The 21754-nt window shown below is 32.7% G+C and carries 21 protein-coding genes; 10 read left to right on the top strand and 11 right to left on the bottom strand.

The window, feature by feature from the left end; all coding sequences use genetic code 11:
- Positions 1-103 precede the first annotated feature (103 nt).
- The gene (locus tag SD960_RS17845; protein ID WP_318805111.1) at positions 104-3838 is read right to left on the bottom strand and encodes a metallophosphoesterase; all 3735 of its coding nucleotides are present in this window, start codon (positions 3836-3838) and stop codon (positions 104-106) included.
- Positions 3839-3864: 26 nt separating this feature from the next.
- On the opposite strand from SD960_RS17845, the gene SD960_RS17840 reads away from it, so the two are divergent.
- Complete coding sequence (locus SD960_RS17840; protein WP_318805110.1) at positions 3865-5049, top strand: Pycsar system effector family protein; 1185 nt, start codon at positions 3865-3867, stop codon at positions 5047-5049.
- Positions 5050-5066: 17 nt separating this feature from the next.
- Here SD960_RS17840 and SD960_RS17835 read toward each other — a convergent pair whose 3' ends face one another.
- Positions 5067-7436, bottom strand: coding sequence for a GAF domain-containing protein (locus tag SD960_RS17835; protein ID WP_318805109.1), 2370 nt, complete (start codon positions 7434-7436; stop codon positions 5067-5069).
- A 227-nt stretch (positions 7437-7663) separates the two neighbouring features.
- Between SD960_RS17835 and SD960_RS17830 the strand changes: the two genes are divergently transcribed.
- Positions 7664-8416 carry a glucose 1-dehydrogenase gene (locus SD960_RS17830; RefSeq protein WP_318805108.1) on the top strand — a complete coding sequence of 251 codons (753 nt, stop codon included), beginning with the start codon at positions 7664-7666 and terminating at the stop codon, positions 8414-8416.
- A gap of 71 nt (positions 8417-8487) precedes the next feature.
- Complete coding sequence (locus SD960_RS17825) at positions 8488-9069, top strand: TetR/AcrR family transcriptional regulator (RefSeq protein ID WP_318805107.1); 582 nt, start codon at positions 8488-8490, stop codon at positions 9067-9069.
- An 84-nt stretch (positions 9070-9153) separates the two neighbouring features.
- On the opposite strand, the gene SD960_RS17820 is transcribed toward SD960_RS17825, so the two are convergent.
- The 9 genes from SD960_RS17820 to SD960_RS17780 all read right to left on the bottom strand — a co-directional run bounded on the left by SD960_RS17820 (position 9154) and on the right by SD960_RS17780 (position 15543).
- Positions 9154-9390: a hypothetical protein gene (locus SD960_RS17820; RefSeq protein WP_318805106.1), complete on the bottom strand. Its 237-nt coding sequence runs from the start codon at positions 9388-9390 to the stop codon at positions 9154-9156.
- A 122-nt stretch (positions 9391-9512) separates the two neighbouring features.
- Entirely contained in the window at positions 9513-10571 is a 1059-nt protein-coding gene (locus SD960_RS17815; protein ID WP_318805105.1) for a nucleoid-associated protein, read from the bottom strand.
- A 41-nt stretch (positions 10572-10612) separates the two neighbouring features.
- Entirely contained in the window at positions 10613-10972 is a 360-nt protein-coding gene (locus SD960_RS17810; RefSeq protein ID WP_318805104.1) for a four helix bundle protein, read from the bottom strand.
- A 118-nt stretch (positions 10973-11090) separates the two neighbouring features.
- Complete coding sequence (locus tag SD960_RS17805) at positions 11091-11630, bottom strand: IS1096 element passenger TnpR family protein (RefSeq protein ID WP_318805103.1); 540 nt, start codon at positions 11628-11630, stop codon at positions 11091-11093.
- Positions 11631-11809: 179 nt separating this feature from the next.
- Complete coding sequence (locus SD960_RS17800; protein ID WP_318805102.1) at positions 11810-12409, bottom strand: HPP family protein; 600 nt, start codon at positions 12407-12409, stop codon at positions 11810-11812.
- Between the two features lie 97 nt (positions 12410-12506).
- Positions 12507-13811, bottom strand: a complete 1305-nt coding sequence (locus SD960_RS17795; RefSeq protein ID WP_318805101.1) for a chloride channel protein — start codon at positions 13809-13811, stop codon at positions 12507-12509.
- Positions 13812-14107: 296 nt separating this feature from the next.
- A complete protein-coding gene (locus SD960_RS17790; protein WP_318805100.1) occupies positions 14108-14497 on the bottom strand; it encodes a VOC family protein in 390 nt (129 codons plus the stop codon).
- Between the two features lie 2 nt (positions 14498-14499).
- On the bottom strand, positions 14500-15072 hold the full coding sequence (locus tag SD960_RS17785) for a sugar O-acetyltransferase (protein ID WP_318805099.1): 573 nt from the start codon (positions 15070-15072) through the stop codon (positions 14500-14502).
- Between the two features lie 12 nt (positions 15073-15084).
- Positions 15085-15543, bottom strand: coding sequence for a DinB family protein (locus SD960_RS17780; protein WP_042564665.1), 459 nt, complete (start codon positions 15541-15543; stop codon positions 15085-15087).
- A 139-nt stretch (positions 15544-15682) separates the two neighbouring features.
- Here SD960_RS17780 and SD960_RS17775 point away from each other — a divergent pair, with 139 nt between their 5' ends.
- The 7 genes from SD960_RS17775 (at position 15683) to SD960_RS17745 (ending at position 21718) form a co-directional block, all read left to right on the top strand.
- Positions 15683-17848, top strand: coding sequence for a TonB-dependent receptor (locus SD960_RS17775; RefSeq protein ID WP_318805098.1), 2166 nt, complete (start codon positions 15683-15685; stop codon positions 17846-17848).
- 385 nt (positions 17849-18233) lie between these two features.
- The gene (locus tag SD960_RS17770; protein ID WP_318805097.1) at positions 18234-18641 is read left to right on the top strand and encodes a DUF2141 domain-containing protein; all 408 of its coding nucleotides are present in this window, start codon (positions 18234-18236) and stop codon (positions 18639-18641) included.
- Positions 18642-18689: 48 nt separating this feature from the next.
- Entirely contained in the window at positions 18690-19313 is a 624-nt protein-coding gene (locus tag SD960_RS17765) for a hypothetical protein (RefSeq protein ID WP_318805096.1), read from the top strand.
- A 17-nt stretch (positions 19314-19330) separates the two neighbouring features.
- Positions 19331-20698 carry a histidine kinase gene (locus SD960_RS17760; protein ID WP_318805095.1) on the top strand — a complete coding sequence of 456 codons (1368 nt, stop codon included), beginning with the start codon at positions 19331-19333 and terminating at the stop codon, positions 20696-20698.
- Positions 20699-20700: 2 nt separating this feature from the next.
- Complete coding sequence (locus tag SD960_RS17755; protein ID WP_318805094.1) at positions 20701-21027, top strand: 2TM domain-containing protein; 327 nt, start codon at positions 20701-20703, stop codon at positions 21025-21027.
- 2 nt (positions 21028-21029) lie between these two features.
- Positions 21030-21335 (top strand): 2TM domain-containing protein, encoded by a 306-nt coding sequence (locus SD960_RS17750; RefSeq protein WP_042564696.1) that lies wholly within the window; start codon positions 21030-21032, stop codon positions 21333-21335.
- A gap of 17 nt (positions 21336-21352) precedes the next feature.
- Positions 21353-21718, top strand: a complete 366-nt coding sequence (locus tag SD960_RS17745; RefSeq protein ID WP_318805093.1) for a 2TM domain-containing protein — start codon at positions 21353-21355, stop codon at positions 21716-21718.
- The last annotated feature ends 36 nt before the right edge of the window (positions 21719-21754 follow it).

The raw sequence follows: 21754 nt of genomic DNA, 5'->3' as shown, positions 1-21754 counted from the left end.
AAAAAAGTTTGCCACGAATTCACGAATTATTGTAATAAAAAATTCGTGAATTCGTGGCTAAAAAAACTTAGTATCTTAGAATCTTAGCAACTTAGCACCTTTCCTAAAAACTATATGCCGCTCCAAAAATAACTCTTCCTACTTCATCAGGAGATTTAAAATAGGAGATTCTGGCAGTTAAAACATTAATAGCATTTACCCAAAGTCCACCACCGTAATCCTGATGCCATTTTTTAGAATCTTCACCGTCAAGCCAAACTCTTCCATAATCAAAACCACCCAAAATTCCGTATGTTAAGGGAGCAATTGTTTTTTGAATTTTACCAAGGCTCAATCGTAAATCACTACTTTGAGAAAAGTAAGAACTTCCTAAAAATCGTTCGTTTCTGTAACCTCTTAAGTCAGTATCTCCACCTAAAGTTGCACCATGATAGAAGTCATAATTATTATTTAAAACAGCTTTTCCTTTTAGATAGGTAGCCAGCACTAATTTTCCGTTTTGATCAATTTTATGAGTAAATCCTAAAAGACTTTCAAGAGTTGGGAAATTTTGTTTGCTTTCATCTAAATTAGTCAGCCAGGTTGCCGAAACCATAAAAGCCACCCCTAAAGTAGGTTTAGCAGCAAAATCAGAATTTTTAAAAAGATATTTAACTTTTAAACCACCATAGTTCTGACTATCAAAAACATTTGGATTTATAATATTTGGAGTGTCTATAAATCTGTTTTGGGTTTCTTCAACTGTCAGTCTTTGAAAAACAGGCTGAACACTAAATTCACTTCCATAACGTCCGACGTGTCTGATGGCACCTGAAACATTAAATTTTCTAATGCGAACACGGTTGTAATCCATGTCAACTTCCTGATTATCATATGTGGTTTCGTTTCCGTAGCCAAAATAGTTCATAGCAAAATTTGGAGTTGTATAAAGTGATTCAACATCAATAACCCATTTACCCAATAATCCAGGGAAATGTGCTACATAATTAAATTCTAAACCACCTGTAGCAAAATAGTAAAATGCATTTACAACGTGTCTTTGCGTATACGGATTCTGTTTGAAATTGTTTACGGTATAATTTAAATTCACACCAACTTTTACGCCATCATCAGGATTAAATCCGATATTGGGAAGCCCTGAAATAACATTATACTTTGGTTTTTCATAATTGTATAAGTTTACATCATAATCATCTGTAAGCTCCGTTTTTGTTTTAGAATCAAGATTATAAGTATTGTTTTTTGATTTGAAATCGTAAACTATTACTTTTTTTCCGTTTTCGATATTATAAGTGTCATTATTTTGTCCGCCAATTAAGCGAATTTTGATTTTTGATTTCTGATCTCCAACAACCTGAAAAACATCAGAATCGTCTAAACCATAAACCCAAAGATTTCTGGTTTTAGCATCCGTTACCGTTTTGGTATAAACAAGTTCATCGCCGTCTTTTTTAATTCGGTATACCTGAATTTCAATGCTTTTTCTGGCATTATGGTTGATAACGAATTTGTCTTTTTTATCCGTCCCGGCAATCATTACAGTTTTAGACAGCACATCTGAATATTCTGAAGCATATTTTTGCAGGTCTTTTTTTCTGTTTTTCAGCTTGCGTTTAATATCTTCAATAGTTCCATCCTGAACCTCTTTCGGCATGTTTTTAAAAGCATTATCAATATCAGCATCTGATAAGTTTTCCTGAATAAATTTTGCCTGTTCGATCCAGTCTTTTTCTTCAGAAGTTTTTAGGAAAGCCAAATCCATAGGATAAGGTTCTCTGGAGAGCCATTTTACATTGTCAATTTTGTTTTTGAAAGTACGCATATGACGAAGCGCAGGAATATTCATTAAAATAGAAAGTAAAGTTCCGTCATATTTGGCAAAAGCCTGATCACGGTCACGCGGAATTGGTTTGTAAACCACTTTGTCACCTTTTTTATATTCTCCCCAACGCCATTGATCGCTGTGTCTGTCCCAGTCGCCAATTAGCATATCAAACAAACGCGCTTTCATATATTCTTTTTCATCAACCGAATATTTTTCGTCTTTATGAAGGTTGGCCATCATATCTTCGGTACTGATAATATCGGTTGGATTTCCAAAATTTTTGCCATCCAGATGATTATCTGCGGGTCTTTCTTCTACCATATACAATTCATCGCCAAAGTTTGCATTGAATTCTTTCAATCCATTTTGTTTTGGAATATAATATAAAACCGGATTGGTGTGCGAAATCCCTAAATGATCTGCCATACTGCCAATTGCAAAAGGTCCGTAAGGATGAGAAGTCGTATAAAAATCTAATAGAAAATTTTCAGTATAGGTTTCTTCGAAATCATTTACAACGTATTGATCTTTAAATGCAACCGACTGTAAGAATACGGTAGCGCTTTTTTTCATGGCACGCATTACATATTCTCGCCCTTTTGGATCAGACATTCTTAAAGATACAGATTGATGCCCGCCGCCTTCGCGAATAGGTTTTAAACCACCCATTAATGTGTCTACGGTAGCAATTCGCGCTTCAATAGGCATACTGTAATATTTTCTGTAATGCTGCCCAAATAAAAATTTATGAAATAAACTTTTATCAGTCATTTCAGCAGAATAAATTGAAGTATTAATTGTAGCAGGAAATTTATTTGATTCACCCGCCGCCCAGTTAATTTCTTTAGCTTTTATAATCTCACGTTCAAAAAGCAATTTTTCTTTTTGATTTTCATTACCAAAATAGGTTACTTTGGCATCTCCGCTTTTAAATAAAGTGAGCGTTGCATAACCATTTCCGCCGTACGAAAAATCATTTTCATTAATGGCTCTCGCAGCTTCAGATTTAGAACCTGCGCCACTAATAATTTGCCTGATATTTTCTTTGCTAATATATTGAAGGTTATGATCGTGTCCCGAAACTACAATTACATTTTTCTGCCCTTGTAAAAGTGTTTTAATTCTCTTGGCATAAATAGTATATTGTTTATTTTGAATATCCTGCGGACTCACGCCAGATGTTTTTCGAAGTAAATTAATAAACGAACCAATTATCGGAAGCGGAATTTTTTTCTCTAAAGGAAATAATTGTTTTTCTAACGAAAATTGACCTCCATGCGTTCCGTTGCTTAATAAGGGATGGTGAATTGCCAGAACAACAGTTTTTTCCTGATTTTTGTTTAGAATGTTTTCCAGTTCATCAAAAAAATCTTCTCTGGTTTTGATGTCACAATTATCATTAATTGTTGGATGATTGTTCCAATCTTCCAGAAACCATTCACTGTCAATAGCAACCAATGTTGCTGTGCTATCAATTTTTATATCTTCTATCGGGCAGCTTTTTCTTGGCAAAAATGCCTTTTTATCATTTAAATATTTCGTTACAAAATCTGCCTGAAGTTCCAGACCTTTAATACCGCTGTACCAATCGTGGTTTCCGGGAATAAAAACGGTTTTGCCTTTAAATCCTTCTGTTAATTTTAATTGATTGGTTAATTTTGTTTCTGCCAAAGTTTTATCCGAAGCATTGTCGTTACTCGGAAAACCTTTTGGATAAATATTATCTCCCAAAAAGATCAAAGTCGATTTTTTATTCGCCTTCTTCAATTTTTGATGCAATAATTCAAGTGTTTGCTGCGATTGCTCTTCATCTGCATTTCCGGCATCTCCCACCAAAAATAAAGTGTGTGCAATTTTTATTGTATCAGTTGCGTTGTCAGTTTCGTTAGCGCTTACATTTTTTCCGTATTGCGCCTTATGTGTTGCGCAAGAATAGAGTAAGAATAATAGGGTAATTACTAAAGAATAACTTTTAATCTTAGTAATAAAATGATTATCCAAAAACAATTTCATAATTTAGTGGTATAAAAATATTCTTTATGAATCTAATAGAACAGTCCGAAGATTTCGTCAGTAATTTACTCAAAGATAAACTTTCTAATTTATATTCTTACCATAATTTTAACCATACTTTAACTGTAGTAAATGCGGTAAAAGAGCTGTGTAAAAAAGAAGATGTAGATGGAAATGAAAAAGAAATGCTTTTGGTCGCAGCCTGGTTTCACGACACAGGTTATACCGTTGGTTATGAAAAACATGAAGAAGAAAGTGTTAAAATTGCAACCAAGTTTTTGAAAGAAAAAGGACAATCTGATGAATTTATTGCAAAAGTTGCTTCTTTAATTTTAGCTACTATAAAAGAATATGTTCCAAAAACTCATTTGGAAAAAATCATAAAAGATGCAGATTACGCACATCTAATGGGATCCCAATATGAAACAACTTGTGAATTATTACGTCTCGAATTAAAAAACGCTTACAATGTTTCGTTTTCTAATACCGAATGGGCAAAAGAAAACCTGAACTTTTTACTAAATAAACATCGCTTTTATACAGATTATGCCTTGAAAAAATGGCAGCCTTTAAAAGAGAAAAACTTAATTCTTGTTCAGAAAAAAATTGATAAACAAGAAAAGAAAGCTGCCGACAAAGTGGAAGAAGAAAATAAAAAGAAAGATAAAATAGAAAAACCCGATCGCGGCGTTGATACCTTATTTCGCGTTACGCTGGGAAATCATACACGCTTAAGTGGAATCGCAGATAGTAAAGCCAATATCTTATTATCTGTAAATGCAATTATCATTTCGATTGCACTTTCATCTATTATCCCAAAATTAGACAGTCCGAAAAATGCGCATTTAGTGATTCCGACATTTATTATGCTAATGTCTAGTGTTACAACAATTATTTTTGCTATTCTTTCAACACGTCCAAAAGTAACGACGGGAGTTTTTACAAGAGAAGATATAGAAGCCAAAAAGATCAATTTATTGTTTTTTGGGAATTTCTACAAAATGCCTTTAGAAGAATACGATTGGGCAATGAATGAAATGATGAAAGATCGCGAATATCTGTATTCGACCATGATTAAAGATTTGTACTATCTTGGATTGGTTTTACAGCGTAAATACAATTTACTACGCATTGCCTATAATCTTTTTATGGCAGGAATTATTATAACCGTAATTGCTTTTGTAATAGCTTTTAAAGGAGTTAGCGCTTAAAAGAAAAGCTCAACTAATTAGTTGAGCTCATCCAATAAATCCTGATAGGTTATTTTTTTTGTTGCCTGATTGTTTACATTGTTAATTACTTTTACACGAATAGCACGTAAACCCGAAACACCCTGAAGATCTTCTACTTCGAATTGCTCGATAGAAGGTTCCAGGATTTTTTTATGCTGTAAATATTTAATGTATTTCAAATATTCAGTTTCCTCATTATTTTGAGAATACACAATTGTAATTTTTTCTTTTTCAGTAATTCTGTCTGTTGTGCCTTTGATATGTGCCTTGTCAATACGTTTTTTTACAACTTCATATCTTGCATTGTAAGTTCCATCGACATCAAAACGTTTTTCATCCATTCTAAAACGAATAGAAAGCGCCTGACTAAAAACTAAAATCAACGAAGTTACATCCAACTCATAAGGTAAAGATTCTTTAAGCTGGTGATGTTCTAATTCCATCTCACATAAAGTCTGTAATTGCCACAAACGTAAATTGTGCAAATACATGATGTCAAAAGGTTTTGTTGGCGAAATTGAAGCACCAATATATAAATTGTGTTCAACACCATCTGTTTTAAAACGCTCGTAGTAATGCGGATAAATTTGTTGTGCCTCAAGCTGTTTTTTGTCCAGAACCGATGCTAATCTCTTGTTTATAATAGACATTGCATTGTCAAATTTCTTTCTTTCCTGATAGAACATTCCTGTTTTTTCGTCCAGACTTTCAAAATACAATTCTTCCAGTTTTTGGTTTTTTGCCGTGTCTTTCGTATTCTTTAAAATAGGATGAATTTCTTCTTCTATATAACGTTGAATATGTTGCTCAGTATCTGCTTTTAAAGGATTCTCCAGCTCAGCACGCATAGACTCCAATTCAAATTTTCGTTGTTCAAGAAGTACTAAATTGCTGTTGGGTTTTTGATTTTCGAAAATATCCAAAAGCGTTGTCAGCTGATTTTTTAAATCTCTTTTAACCGTTTCATTTCTGTGTTCAGACGAACCTTTAATGTCGATTTGTCCGTATAACGGAAACACATTTTTAAAAACAATTTCCTTAAAAATATAATCTTTCGTATGATTACTGTTTTGAAAATAATTTTGTGATTCTTTTTTAAATTTCCAATAAACACTTGGGTGAATCGTAGTGTATTCACGCTGAATGATCGCTTCAACCTGATGTTGCATATCCGTATTATAACGATCAATGGTATCTGTTAAATACGGTAAAACCAATTCGAGTTTAGTTGCATTTACACTATTTAAATCTCTAGGATTTTCAGAAACCAATTCTACAACCCCAAGTAAGTTTCCGTCTTTTACAACAGGTGCAAATACAGCGCTTTGAATGCCTTGTTTTAATAAATGTTCGCCAAGCCTGTGATTTGGAGATTCTTCAATGAATTTTTTTACATTCGAAATCACAAATGGCTCTTTATTATCTAATAAATTTTCAAACGAACATCCAAAAAAAGCGTTCTTGCAATCCACTTCCTGTTCTTTAGAAAGTAAAAAACTCTGCAGCTGATTATCATATTTTACCGGTCTGATGAATTTTTCTTCTTCTGGATTATAAATAATAAAACCAACTTTAAGATGTGAAATTTTAAAAATTGATTTAAAAATATTCTCTATAATATCGTTAGAAGCAACAGTTTTTGTATCCGGTTTAAGTAAATTGCTTTTTAAGTTCGAAATAGCACTTTCAGTCGTTGCATCAAATAAAGAAACAATACCGAAACCTTTTAAAGTCCAGCTTCCCGGAGGAAATTTAGATTTCCATAAATCAATATCATTATAATTATCAATTAACAAATCGATATCATCCTGCGTTAAATGCACTGAATTTTCGGTTGGAATAATTTCCATGAAATCGGCATTGTACAAAATTCGATAATGTTTTTCGACACCTTCTTCATCCGGAATATCGTAAAAGAAAGGTTTGTTGAAGTCTATATTTTGTTTGTAATAACTGCTCAGGATAAGGCAGCAATTGTTGATATAAAACTGATGACTATCAAAATCACGAATTTCCATGTAAAATTCGTCTCCCGCATTACGCAGGATTTTCTTGAAACGTTCGGTATAATTAAAAGATATATTTTGAAAAGGAATCGTAATCGCTTTTATTTCATTGTATGTTAATGCGGTAGGAAATAAATCTGCGGTAATATTTTTAATTAAAGCTTCATTCTTTTTAATTATCGCATAGTCGTGAATTCCTGTCCTGAATTCCGGAATTGCTTCAACTTCCTTTAAAATTGCTTTGGCATAATTGGATCGATAATCAATATTTGATAAAGCAATTTCTTCAAAAGATTCAATTAGCTTATGAAAAGATATTATGGTTTGGAAAGGACTTTCGTTGTGTAGAAGATTATCCATGGTATTTTATTTAGGCTACAAAATTAAGCATAAATTAAGAATGTTTGACATTTTACGATTTCTTTCGTTTATGGCAATATAGAGGGAAAGCCTTATAACTGGGCACTTTTAAAAACGATTAATTATTTTAACTAAATATTAACATTGATTATAACGGAACGATCGTTCCGTTATAATATCTTTGTACCATAATAATTGAATAATCAATAATTTAAAAACAAATAAAAATGAAAAATTTAGAAAACAAAGTAGCTATTGTAACAGGTGGAAATAGCGGAATAGGGTATGCAGCAGCAGCCGAATTAGTTGCGAAAGGCGCAAAAGTAATTATAACAGGAAGAAACAAAGAAGCTTTGGCTCAGGCTGAAAAAGAATTAAATGTAACTGGGATTATCTCAGATCAATCAGATTTAAAATCAATCGATAGTTTAGTAGAACAGGTAAAAGCAAAATTCGGAAAAGTTGATATTCTGTTTTTAAATGCCGGAATTGCATCTTTTGCTCCGGTAGAATCAGCTTCAGAAGAACATTATGACAGTATTATGAATGTAAATGTAAAAGGAGTTTATTTTACAGTTCAAAAAGTGTTGCCAATTTTAAATGATGGAGGTTCTATTATTTTCAACACTTCAATCAACGCACATGTTGGTATGCCAAATTCCAGCGTTTATGCTTCAAGTAAAGCTGCTGTTTTATCTTTAAACAAAGTTTTTGCAACAGAATTGGCTCCAAGAAAAATCAGAGTAAATGCCGTTTCTCCTGGTCCTGTTGAAACTCCGCTTTATGGAAAATTAGGTTTGCAAAAAGAAGAAGTGGAAGGCTTTGGGGCAGTTTTGGCTGATAAAATCTTATTGAAACGTTTTGGACAATCTGCAGAAATTGCAAAGACTGTTGGTTTCCTTGCTTCAGATGATGCTTCATTTATTACAGGAACAGAAATTGTTGTCGATGGCGGACTTACAGTAAATGCTGTTGTATAATTTTTTTGACTAATTCAGGAACGATTGTTCCGTATTTTTGTATCTTTGCAAAGTAATTTAATTGAAAAGTTATGGCTAGAACAAAAGAATTTAACGAAGATCAGGCTTTAGACAAAGCTATCGAGATTTTTTGGCACAAAGGTTACAACGGAACTTCAGCGCAGGATTTGGTAACGCATTTAGGGTTAAGCCGTTCTAGTTTGTATGATACTTTTGGAGACAAGCAGAAATTATTTGCTCAATCGTTGTTGCGTTATCAAAAACAGTCGCAAGATCAGGTTGTTAAACTTTTGGATGAATCTGTAAACGTAAAAGAAACATTGCATGATATTTTTAAACAGGCAATTATCGAGAGCTTAGAAGACCGAATTACAAAAGGCTGTTTCATGGTCAATTCTTCTGTTGAACTTGCCATGCATGATGAAGAGATTGCAAAAATCGTAAAGAACAACAGTCAGACAATGGAGGAAGTTTTTACAAAAGCAGTTCAAAAAGGACAAGTGGCCGGACATATTTCTAAAGGTACTGATGCGAGAGTTTTAGCCCGATTTATTTTCAACAATTATTACGGGATCAGGGTTCTCGCCAGAACCGGCGAAAGAGATAAACAAGTTTATGACGATATTGTAAAAGCATTATTTTCTATATTATAATTTAGAAAACAGTTCAATCAAAAAAACGGCAACTACTAATGTGGTTGCCGTTTTTTTGTTTTAATTGATAGAAAAATAAAATAGTTATCTGTTTCCGTCCAGTAGTTTCATTTCATCTATAATAGAGACGATTGCTAATTGTTCTTCCTCGTCTAATTTTTCAGTGTATAAAAGAGTGATTAAAATACTATAAGAATCTTCTAAATTTGAATTTTCCTCCAATTTAAGATTATGTGGATTTTGATATTTTTTCAGCAATGTTTTTGCAGTTTCAAAAGCTCGTTCTTCTAATGTAAGGTCTGTTTTTTTTAAAGCTGCCATTTTTTATGTAAGTGAAATAGATATCAAATCTAGTAAAATTTATAACAATAAATAAAAAACGGCAATTACTGAATGTAGTTGCCGTTTTTTGTTTTAAGTAAGTAATAGAAAATGAATAACTCTTAGCTTTTTTCTTCTTTATTGAAATAAACTAAGTAGTAATACATCTGTTTTTCTTCATCCCAGCCTTTTTCAACAAATTTTTCTGCGCTTTCAGGGTTGATAAAATCCATTTTAATCTGAATGTGTGTATCTAAATTAATAACATTTTTAATCGATTTTCTGGCGTCTGAAACTGCTGCGTTTGCAATAGGGAATGAGGTTACATCTTCGATGCTGTATTTTTCTCCTTTATCAACCTTATAGTTTTTGAATTCAGGAATCAAGTCTGGATTGTCTAATACTTCATTCAGGAAATTCTGTTCCTCAAACTGATCATTTTTTGCGAAATAATTCACAGATCTGTTCATAAACATTACTTCTTCTTTTTTGTCTTCGGCCGGTAAAACCACATCTTTTGCGAAGTTTTGACAGAACTTCAGGTATTTTTTTGTGATGAAGTTCTCATCTTCAAAAGCATCTACAGATAAAAAATGCTCTAACCAATAACGCGCATCATAACGGTTACTGTCTACAGTTAGAATTTTATATCCTTCGTCTTTTTTATAATTAAAAATCAAACATCCTTTATCAAGTTTGCTCAGGTTGATTCCTTGCTGCAAAATCATTTCAAGGTTGCTGTCTTTTTCTTCAAACTGTAAAAAGTCGGCTTGTAACTCACTTTTAAAAATTCCGATAGCATCCACAATGTTATTGTCGATACTTAAATTTGTTAAATACGTTACATAAACCTCTCCGTTTTTAATGTGCGGATGGTTTGACTGCTCGAACAAATGCGTCGTGATTTTTTTTGAAATCTCCTGTAAGTTACCAGGATTAGTAAAAATCTCAGTTGCATATTTAAACATGTCATTGTAATCCAAATCGACTTCGTGCGCAAACTGATAATAGTTTTCTTCTTTCTCTCTAAAAGGCTTAAAAAAGTACTCTTTTATCAAAGGCACAATTTCATCATTTAAATTAAATGGCTGTTCCGATAAAAAAATAGCTTCGTTTCTGCTTTTGTTCCCTACGCGGTGTATCGCAAGCGTCTCGATGTGGGTGTTGAATAGGTTGATCATATTTTAAGGTTCAGAGGTACAGAGGTTCAAAGTAACAAAGGTTATTTCCTGTCTTTTATTTTTCGGATAAAAGCACTTAACATTCGTTCTAATTCTCTACTTTCTCCATTTATTTTGTTAAATTGATTTTCGTTTAAATATTTTAAATTGAATGAGATTTCAAGTTGTGTTTGCATCTCGAATAATGATGACATTGAAATATTTAAAAACCTCAGGTAATCATTATTTCCATCTCTTCCGTAACCTTCAGCAATATTACTTGGTATTGATATAGAGCATCTTCTAATTTGTGAAGATAGTCCATAAATTTCTTCTTTGGGAAATGAATTTGTTAACTGGTAAATTTCAGTTACTATGGTCATTGATTTTTGCCAGATTAAAAGGTCTCGAAAAGTATTCATATTTTATATTTAAAAAATTAAATACAAAAATAAGAATATTCGTATATTTTAAATCAAAGATTTAAAAAGAAAAAACCTCTGAACCTTTGCTACTCTGAACCTTTGAACCTAAAAAAAACTAATTCCAATTCTCCTCAAATCCATAATCTTCAAAGCTGTCGTCGCCTTCGAACATGTCAAGATCGTCTTCGTCAAGATCATCTTCAAATTCTCCGTAGATATCATCGTGCATATCGGCTTCGAAAGTTTTTTCGGTGGCTTCGTCCGGCATTTCTCCGTGAGAGAATAAGGTTTCAGGGTAAGTCGCTCCGGCAATTTGATCTTCGATCGCAGCCAATTCAACTAAGAAAGTCCACATGCTGATAAAATCATACACGTAAATGATTTTAGTATTTTCCTTGTCCAAAATACTAGATAATGGATAATCGCCCATAGTTCGTTGTTCGCCGGGAACGTCTCCAGTATCAAAAAGCGGAATTTCATCTTCCTGATTCCAGGTTTCATCACAAGTATAAAATGAAGCAACTTCAGTTCCGTCAAAACCGAAAGCGTTGAAGATCGCATTGTGTAAATCCTCAAGCGTATCGTCTTCAAGAATTGCAATGTCTCTAAAAATGTCTTCTTCGGCGTCTAGAATTACTCTAAATTTATAAACCATAATCTTTGTATTTTTGAAAAGTCAAAGGTAAAATATAAAAAATGAAATCCGAATCACGAATTGCGATTTGTTGAAAAGATTTTTCCTGATCCTGCAAGGTTTTCAAAACCTTGTAGGTATAACTACGATTGCGATTGAAACCTACAAGGTTTTGGAAACCTTGCAGGAGAGAAAAACTACTATTTTCCAACCAGGCGTTTTCTAATCTTATGGTAACGTTTATGATAAGAACTATGACTTGGATAACTTCTGCTTGGGGTCATATTATTAAAAACCAAAGCTGTTAAAAGCAAAATCAAAACACCGACTAATACGGGAGAAAAAACATATTCGTAACCCAAAGCTTTTATTTTGTCTGAACCAATAATGGCGATAAGAGCCGTTGCTCCTCCGGGCGGATGAAGTGTTTTGGTAATTTGCATTAAAATAATAGCCAGCGAAACGGCCAGGGGAGCAGCAATCCAGATAATATCCGGAGCAAGTTTATGAACTGTAACGCCAATAAAGGCAGAAACAAGATGTCCGCCAACGAGATTTCGTGGCTGTGAAAACGGACTTTGAATGATTCCGTACACCAGAACACTCGAAGCTCCAAAAGAACCAATTAAATAAACAGCATCGTTTCCTGAAAAATGAATCGATTGAATGTAAGCCAAAATTCCAATCCCGACAAACGATCCTATAAAAGACCAAAAGTGTTCTTTATAATCAATTAATGTTTCTTTATAAAGAATATAACGTGTTTTGCGATAGCTTCTTTTTAATTTTTGAGTGGGCATTTATGTGGTATTATTTTATTTTTTGCCACAGATTAAATGATTTTAAAGATTAATTATCTGTGGGCAATTTAATTAATCTGTGCGAAAATATCTTTTCCTATTTTACTAAACCTGGTGTATAAGAATATACTGTGTAAGGATAAATCATTTTTGCAGTGTATTTTGAAATCAAACAAACGACAAGAATCGGTAAAAATAAAGTATAATCATTTGTTAATCCGCAAACTAAAAATATGGCTGTAAAAGGTGCGTGAATACTGGCGCTTAAAACAGCTGCCATTCCTATAATCATGAAATTTACCGGAATTACATTAACATGGAAAAAAGTATTTAAAATCGATGCTAACAATAATCCTAAAAACGCACCAATAAAAAGACTCGGGGCAAAAACACCGCCGTCGCCTCCGGAAGCTAATGTTATGGAAGTAACAATTGGTTTTAAAAGTAAAATTCCAACAAAGGTAAAAGCCAACGTTAAGGTTAGCGGAAGTTGCGATGAACTGCCAAATATTCCTTTTATGGCGTGATATCCTTCTCCGTATAATTGTGGAAAAATAAAAAGAGAAACACTTAATACTACAGATCCAATAATGATTTTATAATAATGAGTATCGATTTTTCCGAATTGAGATTTAAAAAATAATACGCAACGAGTTAGGTAAACAGAATTCATTCCGGCTAAAATTCCCAAAAGAATAAAATACGGAATTGCTCTTAAGTGCCAGGTTGAAATTGTAACAGCAAATAAAGGTTCTTCTTTTAAAATAGAAAGTAAACCGAAAGCTATTGAAACCGCAATAACATTAGAAATAATAAAAGCACGGGTTACTTTTCGTGAAATAACTTCCAAAGCAAATAAAATTCCTGCAATGGGAGAACTGAATAAAGCTGTAACTCCAGCCGCAACTCCCGCACAAATTAATTCGGTTTTGTATTGACGAAATACATTTTCTTTTTGCTGAGCCACAGAACCAATTGTGGCAGTTGCAACAACGGTAGAAACTTCGATTCCGGTTGAACCTCCAAAAATAACGGTTAATAATCCGTTTATAAAGTGCGATGGAATTTTATAAGAAGGTAAGTTTTTTGAAGTTGATTTTGTGCTTTCAAAAACTTCCTTGATTCCTTTGTTTTCTTTTTTCTTAAAAAGATATTGTCTAAGGAAATAAATTACAGACAATCCGAAAACCGGAAAAAGAATGTAAAAAAGTGGATTTACAGAAACTTCATGAAAGAAGATTTCTTCGTAATATTCAGTGATTTTTTTAAGTGAAATTCCTAAAAAGGCTGAAAGAAAGCCAATTAAAATAGAAACAATAACTAATTTTCGGAACTTAATAAATTGATGATTTTTTTTGATTTGCGCCGTTTTGTTCATCAGAAGTAAATTTGTAAACCGCATTATTTTTATGCGGATTACAAAATTAGATAATCAAATTCGTTTTTTCGCAAAAAAGAATCATTAAAATGTGTTAAAACTTTAAAAAGACTAAATGCCATGAAGACACGAAGACACAAAGTTTTTTTGTTTTTTGTCATTTCGACGGAGGAGAAATCTTCACAAGAAGCTCGACAAAGATTGGCGATTTTGCACATAGAGTTACTCGCGAAGATTCCTTCGTTCGAAATGACAAACAGTACGTTTAATCACTTAATCTTAAAGAAAACTTTGTGTCTTAGTGCCTTCGTGGCAAAATATCATCGCTCATAAAACTCAATGGGCAACAAATCAGGATCTGCAATAAATGTAAACCGTTTTTCGGTCGTTTCATCAATTCGAATGGGTTCTGCTTCTATATTTTTTGTGTTTAAAAAAGCAACAGTTTCATCCAGATTAATCACCTCAAAAGCCAAATGACGTAACCCGACAGCCTCAGGCCTTGAAGGACGTTTTGGCGGATCCGGGAATGAAAACAATTCGATAATATAAGTGCCATTCAAAGCCAGATCGAGTTTGTAGGATTGCCGTTCTTCACGATAAATTTCTCTAATAATTGTCAGACCTAAAACTTCCGTATAAAAAGTTTTAGATTTTTGATAATCAGAACATAAGATAGCAATGTGGTGAACTTTATTTAAGGTGAGCATTTTTATTTTGATTCAGTTTCCTGATTTAATTTTCTAATAATTTTTGCCGGATTCCCTACGGCTAGTGAGTTATCCGGAATATCTTTTGTTACTACAGATCCTGCACCAATTACACATCCTTTTCCAATGGTAACGCCGGGACAAATAACAGAATTTCCGCCAATCCAGCAATCGTCTCCAATAGAAATTGGCAATGCGTTTTCAAGCGATCTTCTTAATACGGCGTCAAGCGGATGCGTTGCCGTATAAATTTGAACATTAGGCGCAAAAAACACATTCGAACCAATATTAACGGGCGCACAATCCAGAACAACACAATTGACATTAAAATAAACGTTATCACCACAAAAAATATTATATCCGTAATCGCAATGAAACGGGGGCTCTATATAGAAGCTTTTACCCGTATTAGGAATCAATTCTGCTAAAATTTCTTTGGCTTTTTTGGTTAGGCGATATTCAGTTACGTTTAAACGATGTAATAGATTTTTAGCTCTTCGGCGATCTTTTACTAAAACAGGATCGCCGGCAATGTAATATTCTCCGGCAATCATTTTTTCTTTTTCTGTTTTCAATATTCTAAATATTTAAAGCAATTTCTTCAAAATAACAATCTGACCTAAATGATAAACGTCATGCTGAATAATTCCATGAATATCTTCATAAAAATTATGATTGTTATTTGGATCTATTTTATCAAAACCTGCATCATCAAAATCACTTAAAAAGGCACTCCATTGTTCTTGAGATTTTGCAAGACTCTGTAAAGATTGTTCCCATGCAGGTTCTGATGAATCTAATATGGGTACAAAATAATTGTGATCCGGAGTGGTGATAATTTCTCCCTGAACACGTCTTAAAATATTTCTTCTCCATTGTATCAGGTGATTGACAATTTCCCAAATCGTATTTAGATTAGGGTTTACTTTTTTGATAGCCTGCGCTGCTGTAAGATCTTTTAAAGTATCGGCTAAGGTAACCTCAAGCCACGGATTTCCATTGTAAATGGACTGATATAAATTTGAAACTCTTTTACTTTCTGACATAATTTGATAGTTTTTAAACGTGAAAGCTAAGATACGAATAAGTAATTTACAACTCATCCTCAAATTTCTACAATTGGGTTATTTATTATTTTTTAACTTAGATTGTTAAAATACATTTGCTTCATCAAAATCAAAAACCATGACAACCAAATTACTTTTTACAATTAGCATTTTATTTTTTACGACAGTTATTTTTGCTCAAAATACCATTTCAGGAAAAGTGGTAGATGAAAAAGGAAAACCAGTTCCGGGAGCAAATATTTATATCGACGGAACTTACGATGGAGCCACAAGTTCTGAAACAGGAGAATTTTCTTTTGAAACAACTGCAACAGGAAATCAATTTATAGTAGTGAGTTTTTTACTTTATGAAACATTCAAAAAAGAAATTGATGTTACCAATTATAAAGATCAAACGGTAAAACTGAGAGAAAATGTAAACGCACTTGATGCTGTTGTAATCACAGCCGGAACATTAGAATCTGGAGACAAAGCGAGAGTTTCTGTTTTAAAACCTTTAGATATTGTAACAACTGCTGGTTCTGCCGGAAATATTATTGCGGCTTTACAAACATTGCCGGGAACACAAAATGTGGGCGAAGACGGACGTTTATTTGTTCGTGGAGGAGAAGCCAGCGAAACCCAAACTTTTGTAGACGGACTTCGCGTTGCACAGCCTTACGGTGCATCAACCAATAATTTACCAACCCGAAGCAGATTTTCTCCTTTCTTATTTAGCGGAATCGCATTTTCTACCGGAGGATATTCTGCAGAATATGGCGAAGCTTTATCAAGTGTTTTATTGTTGAATACACAAGATGAACCGGATCAAAATAAAACAGATATTGCTTTAATGACCGTAGGTTTAGGAATTGGAAATACACAAAAATGGAAAAAAAGTTCTTTTAGTATTAATACCAATTATATCAATTTAGCGCCTTATCAGGCTGTGATTCCACAAAATGTAGACTGGAATAATCCGTATCAATCTTTAGGAGGAGAAGCTGTTTACAGATATCATTTTGAAAGAGGTATTTTTAAATTATACGCTGCTTTTGATTCGGAGAAATTCGATTTAAATCAAAAAAATGTAAACTTCGTTGATCCGATAAGAACTGATCTGAACAATAATAACTTTTATTTAAACGGTTCTTACAAAGGAGATTTTGGAACTGGTTGGCAATTAACTTCAGGGATTAGTTACGGATACAGTAAAAACAAAGTTAAATACGATATTAATGATGTTGATTCGAATGAAAATGCAATGCAGTTGAAATTGAAGTTGAGAAAAAATATTTCGAACTATTTTAAATTATCTTTTGGTGGAGATTATTTCATCACAAAATTCAATGAAAATTTCAAGGATAATGTTTCTATTGATGTTGCAAACGGTTATGATTCAAACATCGCTGCTTTTTATACCGAAGGAGATATCTTATTCTCAAAAAATCTGGCAATGAAAGTCGGAGCCAGACTTTCAAACAATAGTTTATTAAATGAAACCAATCTTGCGCCACGAGCTTCTATCGCTTATAAAGTTTCTAAAACAAGTCAGTTTTCATTTGCTTACGGAGATTTTTCTCAAACACCGGTTGTTGATTATATCAAATATTCAAAATACCATCAGTTTGAAAGTGAAAAAGCACAGCATTATATTTTAAATTACCAATTTACAAGACCTGGACAAACTTTTAGAGCCGAAGCTTATTATAAAGATTACAGCAATTTGGTTCAATATGATACAAAAGATATTGCCTACAATTCGGTTTTCAATAACAACGGCTCAGGTTACGCAAAAGGATTGGATTTATTTTGGAGAGACAGTAATTTGTATAAAAACTTAGAATATTGGATTTCGTATTCTTATATCGATTCTGAAAGACAATACAAGAATTTTCCAACGATGGCCACTCCAAATTTTGTTGCCAATCATAGTTTATCAATCGTAACAAAATATTTTATTACCGATTGGAAATCGCAAATAGGTTTTACAAACAGTTACAGTTCAGGTCGTCCGTATAATGATCCAAACCAAACGCAATTCATGAACGGAAAAACAAAATCATATAACAGTTTGAGTTTTAACTGGGCGTATTTATTAACAACACAAAAAATTCTGTATTTCTCAGTTTCAAACGTGTTAGGAACTCAAAACGTTTTTGGATACGATTACGCCAAAACTCCAGATACAAACGGAATCTACAACAGACAAGCCGTAACACCAACCGCAGACAGATTCTTTTTCGTTGGTTTCTTCTGGACAATCAGTGATAATAAAAATGAAAATCAGTTGAAAAACTTATAGGTACAAAGGAGCAAAGGTTCAAAGCGACAAAGGTTTCTGTAAAAATCAAAAGAAAAACCTTTGAACCTCTGTAATTCTGAACCTTTGGCCCTAAAAAAAAAACAATTCAGTAACCAAAATCAACAACTCAGTATTATTTAATTTTAAATGAATAAAATCAGACATACTTTTGAACTATAAAATTAGAAGGGACTAAGTTGCAAAGCTTCTAAGATACTAAGAAAAAAACTTAGAACCTCAGAACCTTAGCACCTCAGAATCTTAAAAATAATAACAAACAGAGTTTTAATCATCAAAATCAAAGAAACTAAGTTGCTAAGAAACTAAGAAAAAAAAACTTAGAACCTCAGAACCTTAGTACCTCAGAACCTTAAAAAAAGAAACCATGACCAAAATTATCGCCATTACAATGTTATTTATCTGCAGTTTTATTTCTGCTCAAAATGTAAAACTAACTGTTTCTGTTTCAGGTTTAAAAAGCAGTACAGGAGCTGTTAAAGTAGGCTTGTACAACTCAGAAGGAACATTCTTAAAAACAGTATATAAAAGCCTTTCTTCTGAAATTAAAAACGATAAAGCAGTTGTGACGTTTGAGAATCTTCCGGCGGGAGAATATGCAATTTCAACGTATCACGATGAAAACAATAACGGAAAGTTGGATAAAAATATGATGGGAATTCCATCTGAAGATTACGCAGCTTCAAACAATGCAAAAGGATTTATGGGACCGCCTGCTTATAATGATGCTAAATTTGTTGTCAATAAAGATTCGAAAATTGAAATTACATTATAAATAAATACTAATCAATAAATCAATATAACCATTTAAATTACTTATAAAATGAAAAGAATCATCACTTTAACCGCATTATTTATAGTTGCAATAAGCACTGCACAAACACAGTTTGAACAAGGAATGACAAAAGCCTTCGGACTTTGGAAAGAAGGAAAAAATACAGAAGCTTCGGCAATGTTTGAAAGAATTGCGGCGGCTGAAAAAACAAGTTATTTGCCAAATTATTATGTGGCTTTAATCAACACCACATCTTCGTTTACAGAAAAAGATAAAACAAAAGTTGATTTACAATTGACAAAAGCGCAAGATGCATTGGATATTGAATTAATAAAAGACCAAAATAATGCCGAATTATATGCTTTGCAGGCTTTGATTTATACAGCTTATGTTGTTGCGGATCCAATGACAAACGGAATGAAATATTCACCTAAAGTAATGGAAGCGTATGCAAAAGGAAAAGCGATAGATCCAAACAATCCGAGAATCGTTTTTGGTGAAGCAGATTATCAAATAGGAGGTGCAAAATGGACAGGCGTTGATACAAAACCGCTGTGCGCGCAAGTTGATAAAGCTATTGAACTTTTTGCTACTTTTAAACCAGAAACACCTTTCTCTCCAAAATGGGGATTAGACAGAGCTTTGGAAACCCAAAAATCTTGTAAAAAATAAATTTAAACTACTTATAAATGAAAGATCATAGAAATATAACATATAGGGATTTAAAAAGCGGAACGATTGTTTCTTTCAAGATTTCTATGGTCTTTACAATAATCTTTACCGCCTTTTTAGGAGTAGATTTAAATGTTAAAAACGTTCTTATTACTTTTTTTATAAGTTGTCTTTATTCTTTTGGATTAGGTTTTGGCAACGGATTTATCAACAGTCTTTTAGATAAAAAATGGGACTGGCTGGAGCAAACAAATCTTAGAGTTTATTACGGAATCTTGGTAACTATTTTATATACTGTTCCGGTAGTGCTGGGCATTAACTATTACATTTTTATTGTTCTGCAAGACATGACAATAAAAGAGTTTTTTGGGGATAGAATGCTTTGGGTTCATCTTTTTTATATTATCCTTTCTTTAGGAGTTTCGACTTTTATGCAAGCCAGAAGTTTCATGGTAAAATGGAAACAGGCTTCGAAGTTTGAAGTTACACAGCAAAAAATTATCGCAGGAACAGCAAATGCGAAATTCGAAAGTTTAAAAAATCAGATAGATCCTCATTTTCTTTTTAATAGTTTAAATGTATTAAGTTCCTTAATCGAAGAAAATCCAGATAATGCACAGCGATTTACGACCTCTTTATCTAAAGTATATCGCTATGTTTTAGAGCAAAAAGATAAAGAACTGGTTTCTGTTGAAGATGAATTGTCGTTTGCAAAAACCTATATGAATTTGCTGAAAATGCGTTTCGAAAACAGCTTGTTTTACGAATTGCCAGCGACAGCAGATATTAATCCCGATGCAAAAGTGGTTCCGTTATCCTTACAGCTTTTGCTCGAAAATACAGTAAAACACAATGTTGTAAGCGAGCAGAAACCATTACATATTAAAATTTTTGTTGACGGAGATTATTTGGCCATTCAAAATGTTTTTCAAAAGAAAGAAGTTTTGCAGGATAGACAAGGAGTTGGTTTGCAGAATATTGTTGATCGATACGGAATTATAACCAACAGAAAGGTTTTGATAGAACAAAACACGGAAACTTTCACCGTTAAAATTCCAATTTTAACCAAACAAATTACAGTTATGGATGCAAGTGTAGATTATAATGATGAAAATAAAGCTTATTTCAGAGCTAAAAAAAGAGTTGAAGAACTAAAAGGTTTTTACGGAAATATACTTTCATATTGTTGTGTAATTCCATTTCTGATCTTTATAAATTTAAAATTTTCACCAGGATTTCAATGGTTTTGGTTTTCTGCTTTAGGATGGGGATTTGGAGTAGTAATGCACGCTTTTAAAGTTTTTGGTTATAGCTCTGATTGGGAAGAACGAAAAATTAGGCAGATTCTGGAAAAAGAGAATAACAATCAAAAAAACTGGAAATAGTCATGGAAACAAATTCTAATATTGATCGTGAAAAATTTGATTTTAAAATCGCCAGTAAAAAAGTAATTAAACTAAAGTCATTTTATGTTCACACGTTTATTTACATCACAGGATTAATTATTTTTATTTTAAAAGATTATTTCGGATTTCCACTTAACTTCTTTCCGTTCCAATATCTTAATTACATTATAATGTTAATCTGGACTTGTGTATTTATAATTTCAGCAGTTGATACATTTGCTTATTATAAGATTTTTGGAGAGGAATGGGAGCAGAATAAAGTCAAAAATATTTTAGATAAAAGAAAAGAAAAACAAAAATGGGAGTAATCATGGAAATGAATTTTAGCGAAGAAGACAGATACTATCTTGCAAAAAAGAAAGTAGAAAGCATAAAAGGATTTTACGCAAATCTTACGTCATTTATTGGTGTGAATGTGATTTTAATTTTTATTAATTTATATACAACACCAGATCATTTGTGGTTTTACTGGCCGCTATTGTGGTGGGGATTAGGCGTGCTTTTTCACGGATTAAAGGTTTTTGAAGTACTTCCGGTTTTAGGAAAAGACTGGGAGAAAAGAAAAATCAAAGAATTTATGGAAAAGGAAAAAGAGAACAAAAACAAGTGGAAATAATTTAATTTAATAATATAATGGGAAGATTTAGAAGACGCATGTACGAAGAATATTCGCAAGAATTTTCAACAGATGAACGCTTTAATGAAGCGTACAGAAAAGTAAAAAGAATAAAAAGTTTTTATTCGCATTTAAGAATTTATATTATTGTAAACGCTATCATCATTGTTGCCAGTGTAAATGACGACTTTTTTTCAAAAGGAATTCTGGATAACGGATTATTAGATTGGGAAACATATTCAACCGCTTTGTTTTGGGGAATAGGTTTATTGGCTCACGGACTCTCTGTTTTTGGAAGAGATGTGTTTTTTAGCGCTGATTGGGAGCAAAGAAAAATTGAGGAATATATGAAAAAGGAAGCTGCCAGTAATAAATGGGAATAATTGTAAATTTACTTTTTTAAATTTTGCTTTGTAATA

The sequence above is a fragment of the Flavobacterium sp. MMLR14_040 genome, from assembly GCF_033657265.1.
GTDB lineage: Bacteria > Bacteroidota > Bacteroidia > Flavobacteriales > Flavobacteriaceae > Flavobacterium.
Note: the sequence above shows the minus strand (reverse complement) of the source record. Positions and strands in the feature narration are given on the sequence as shown.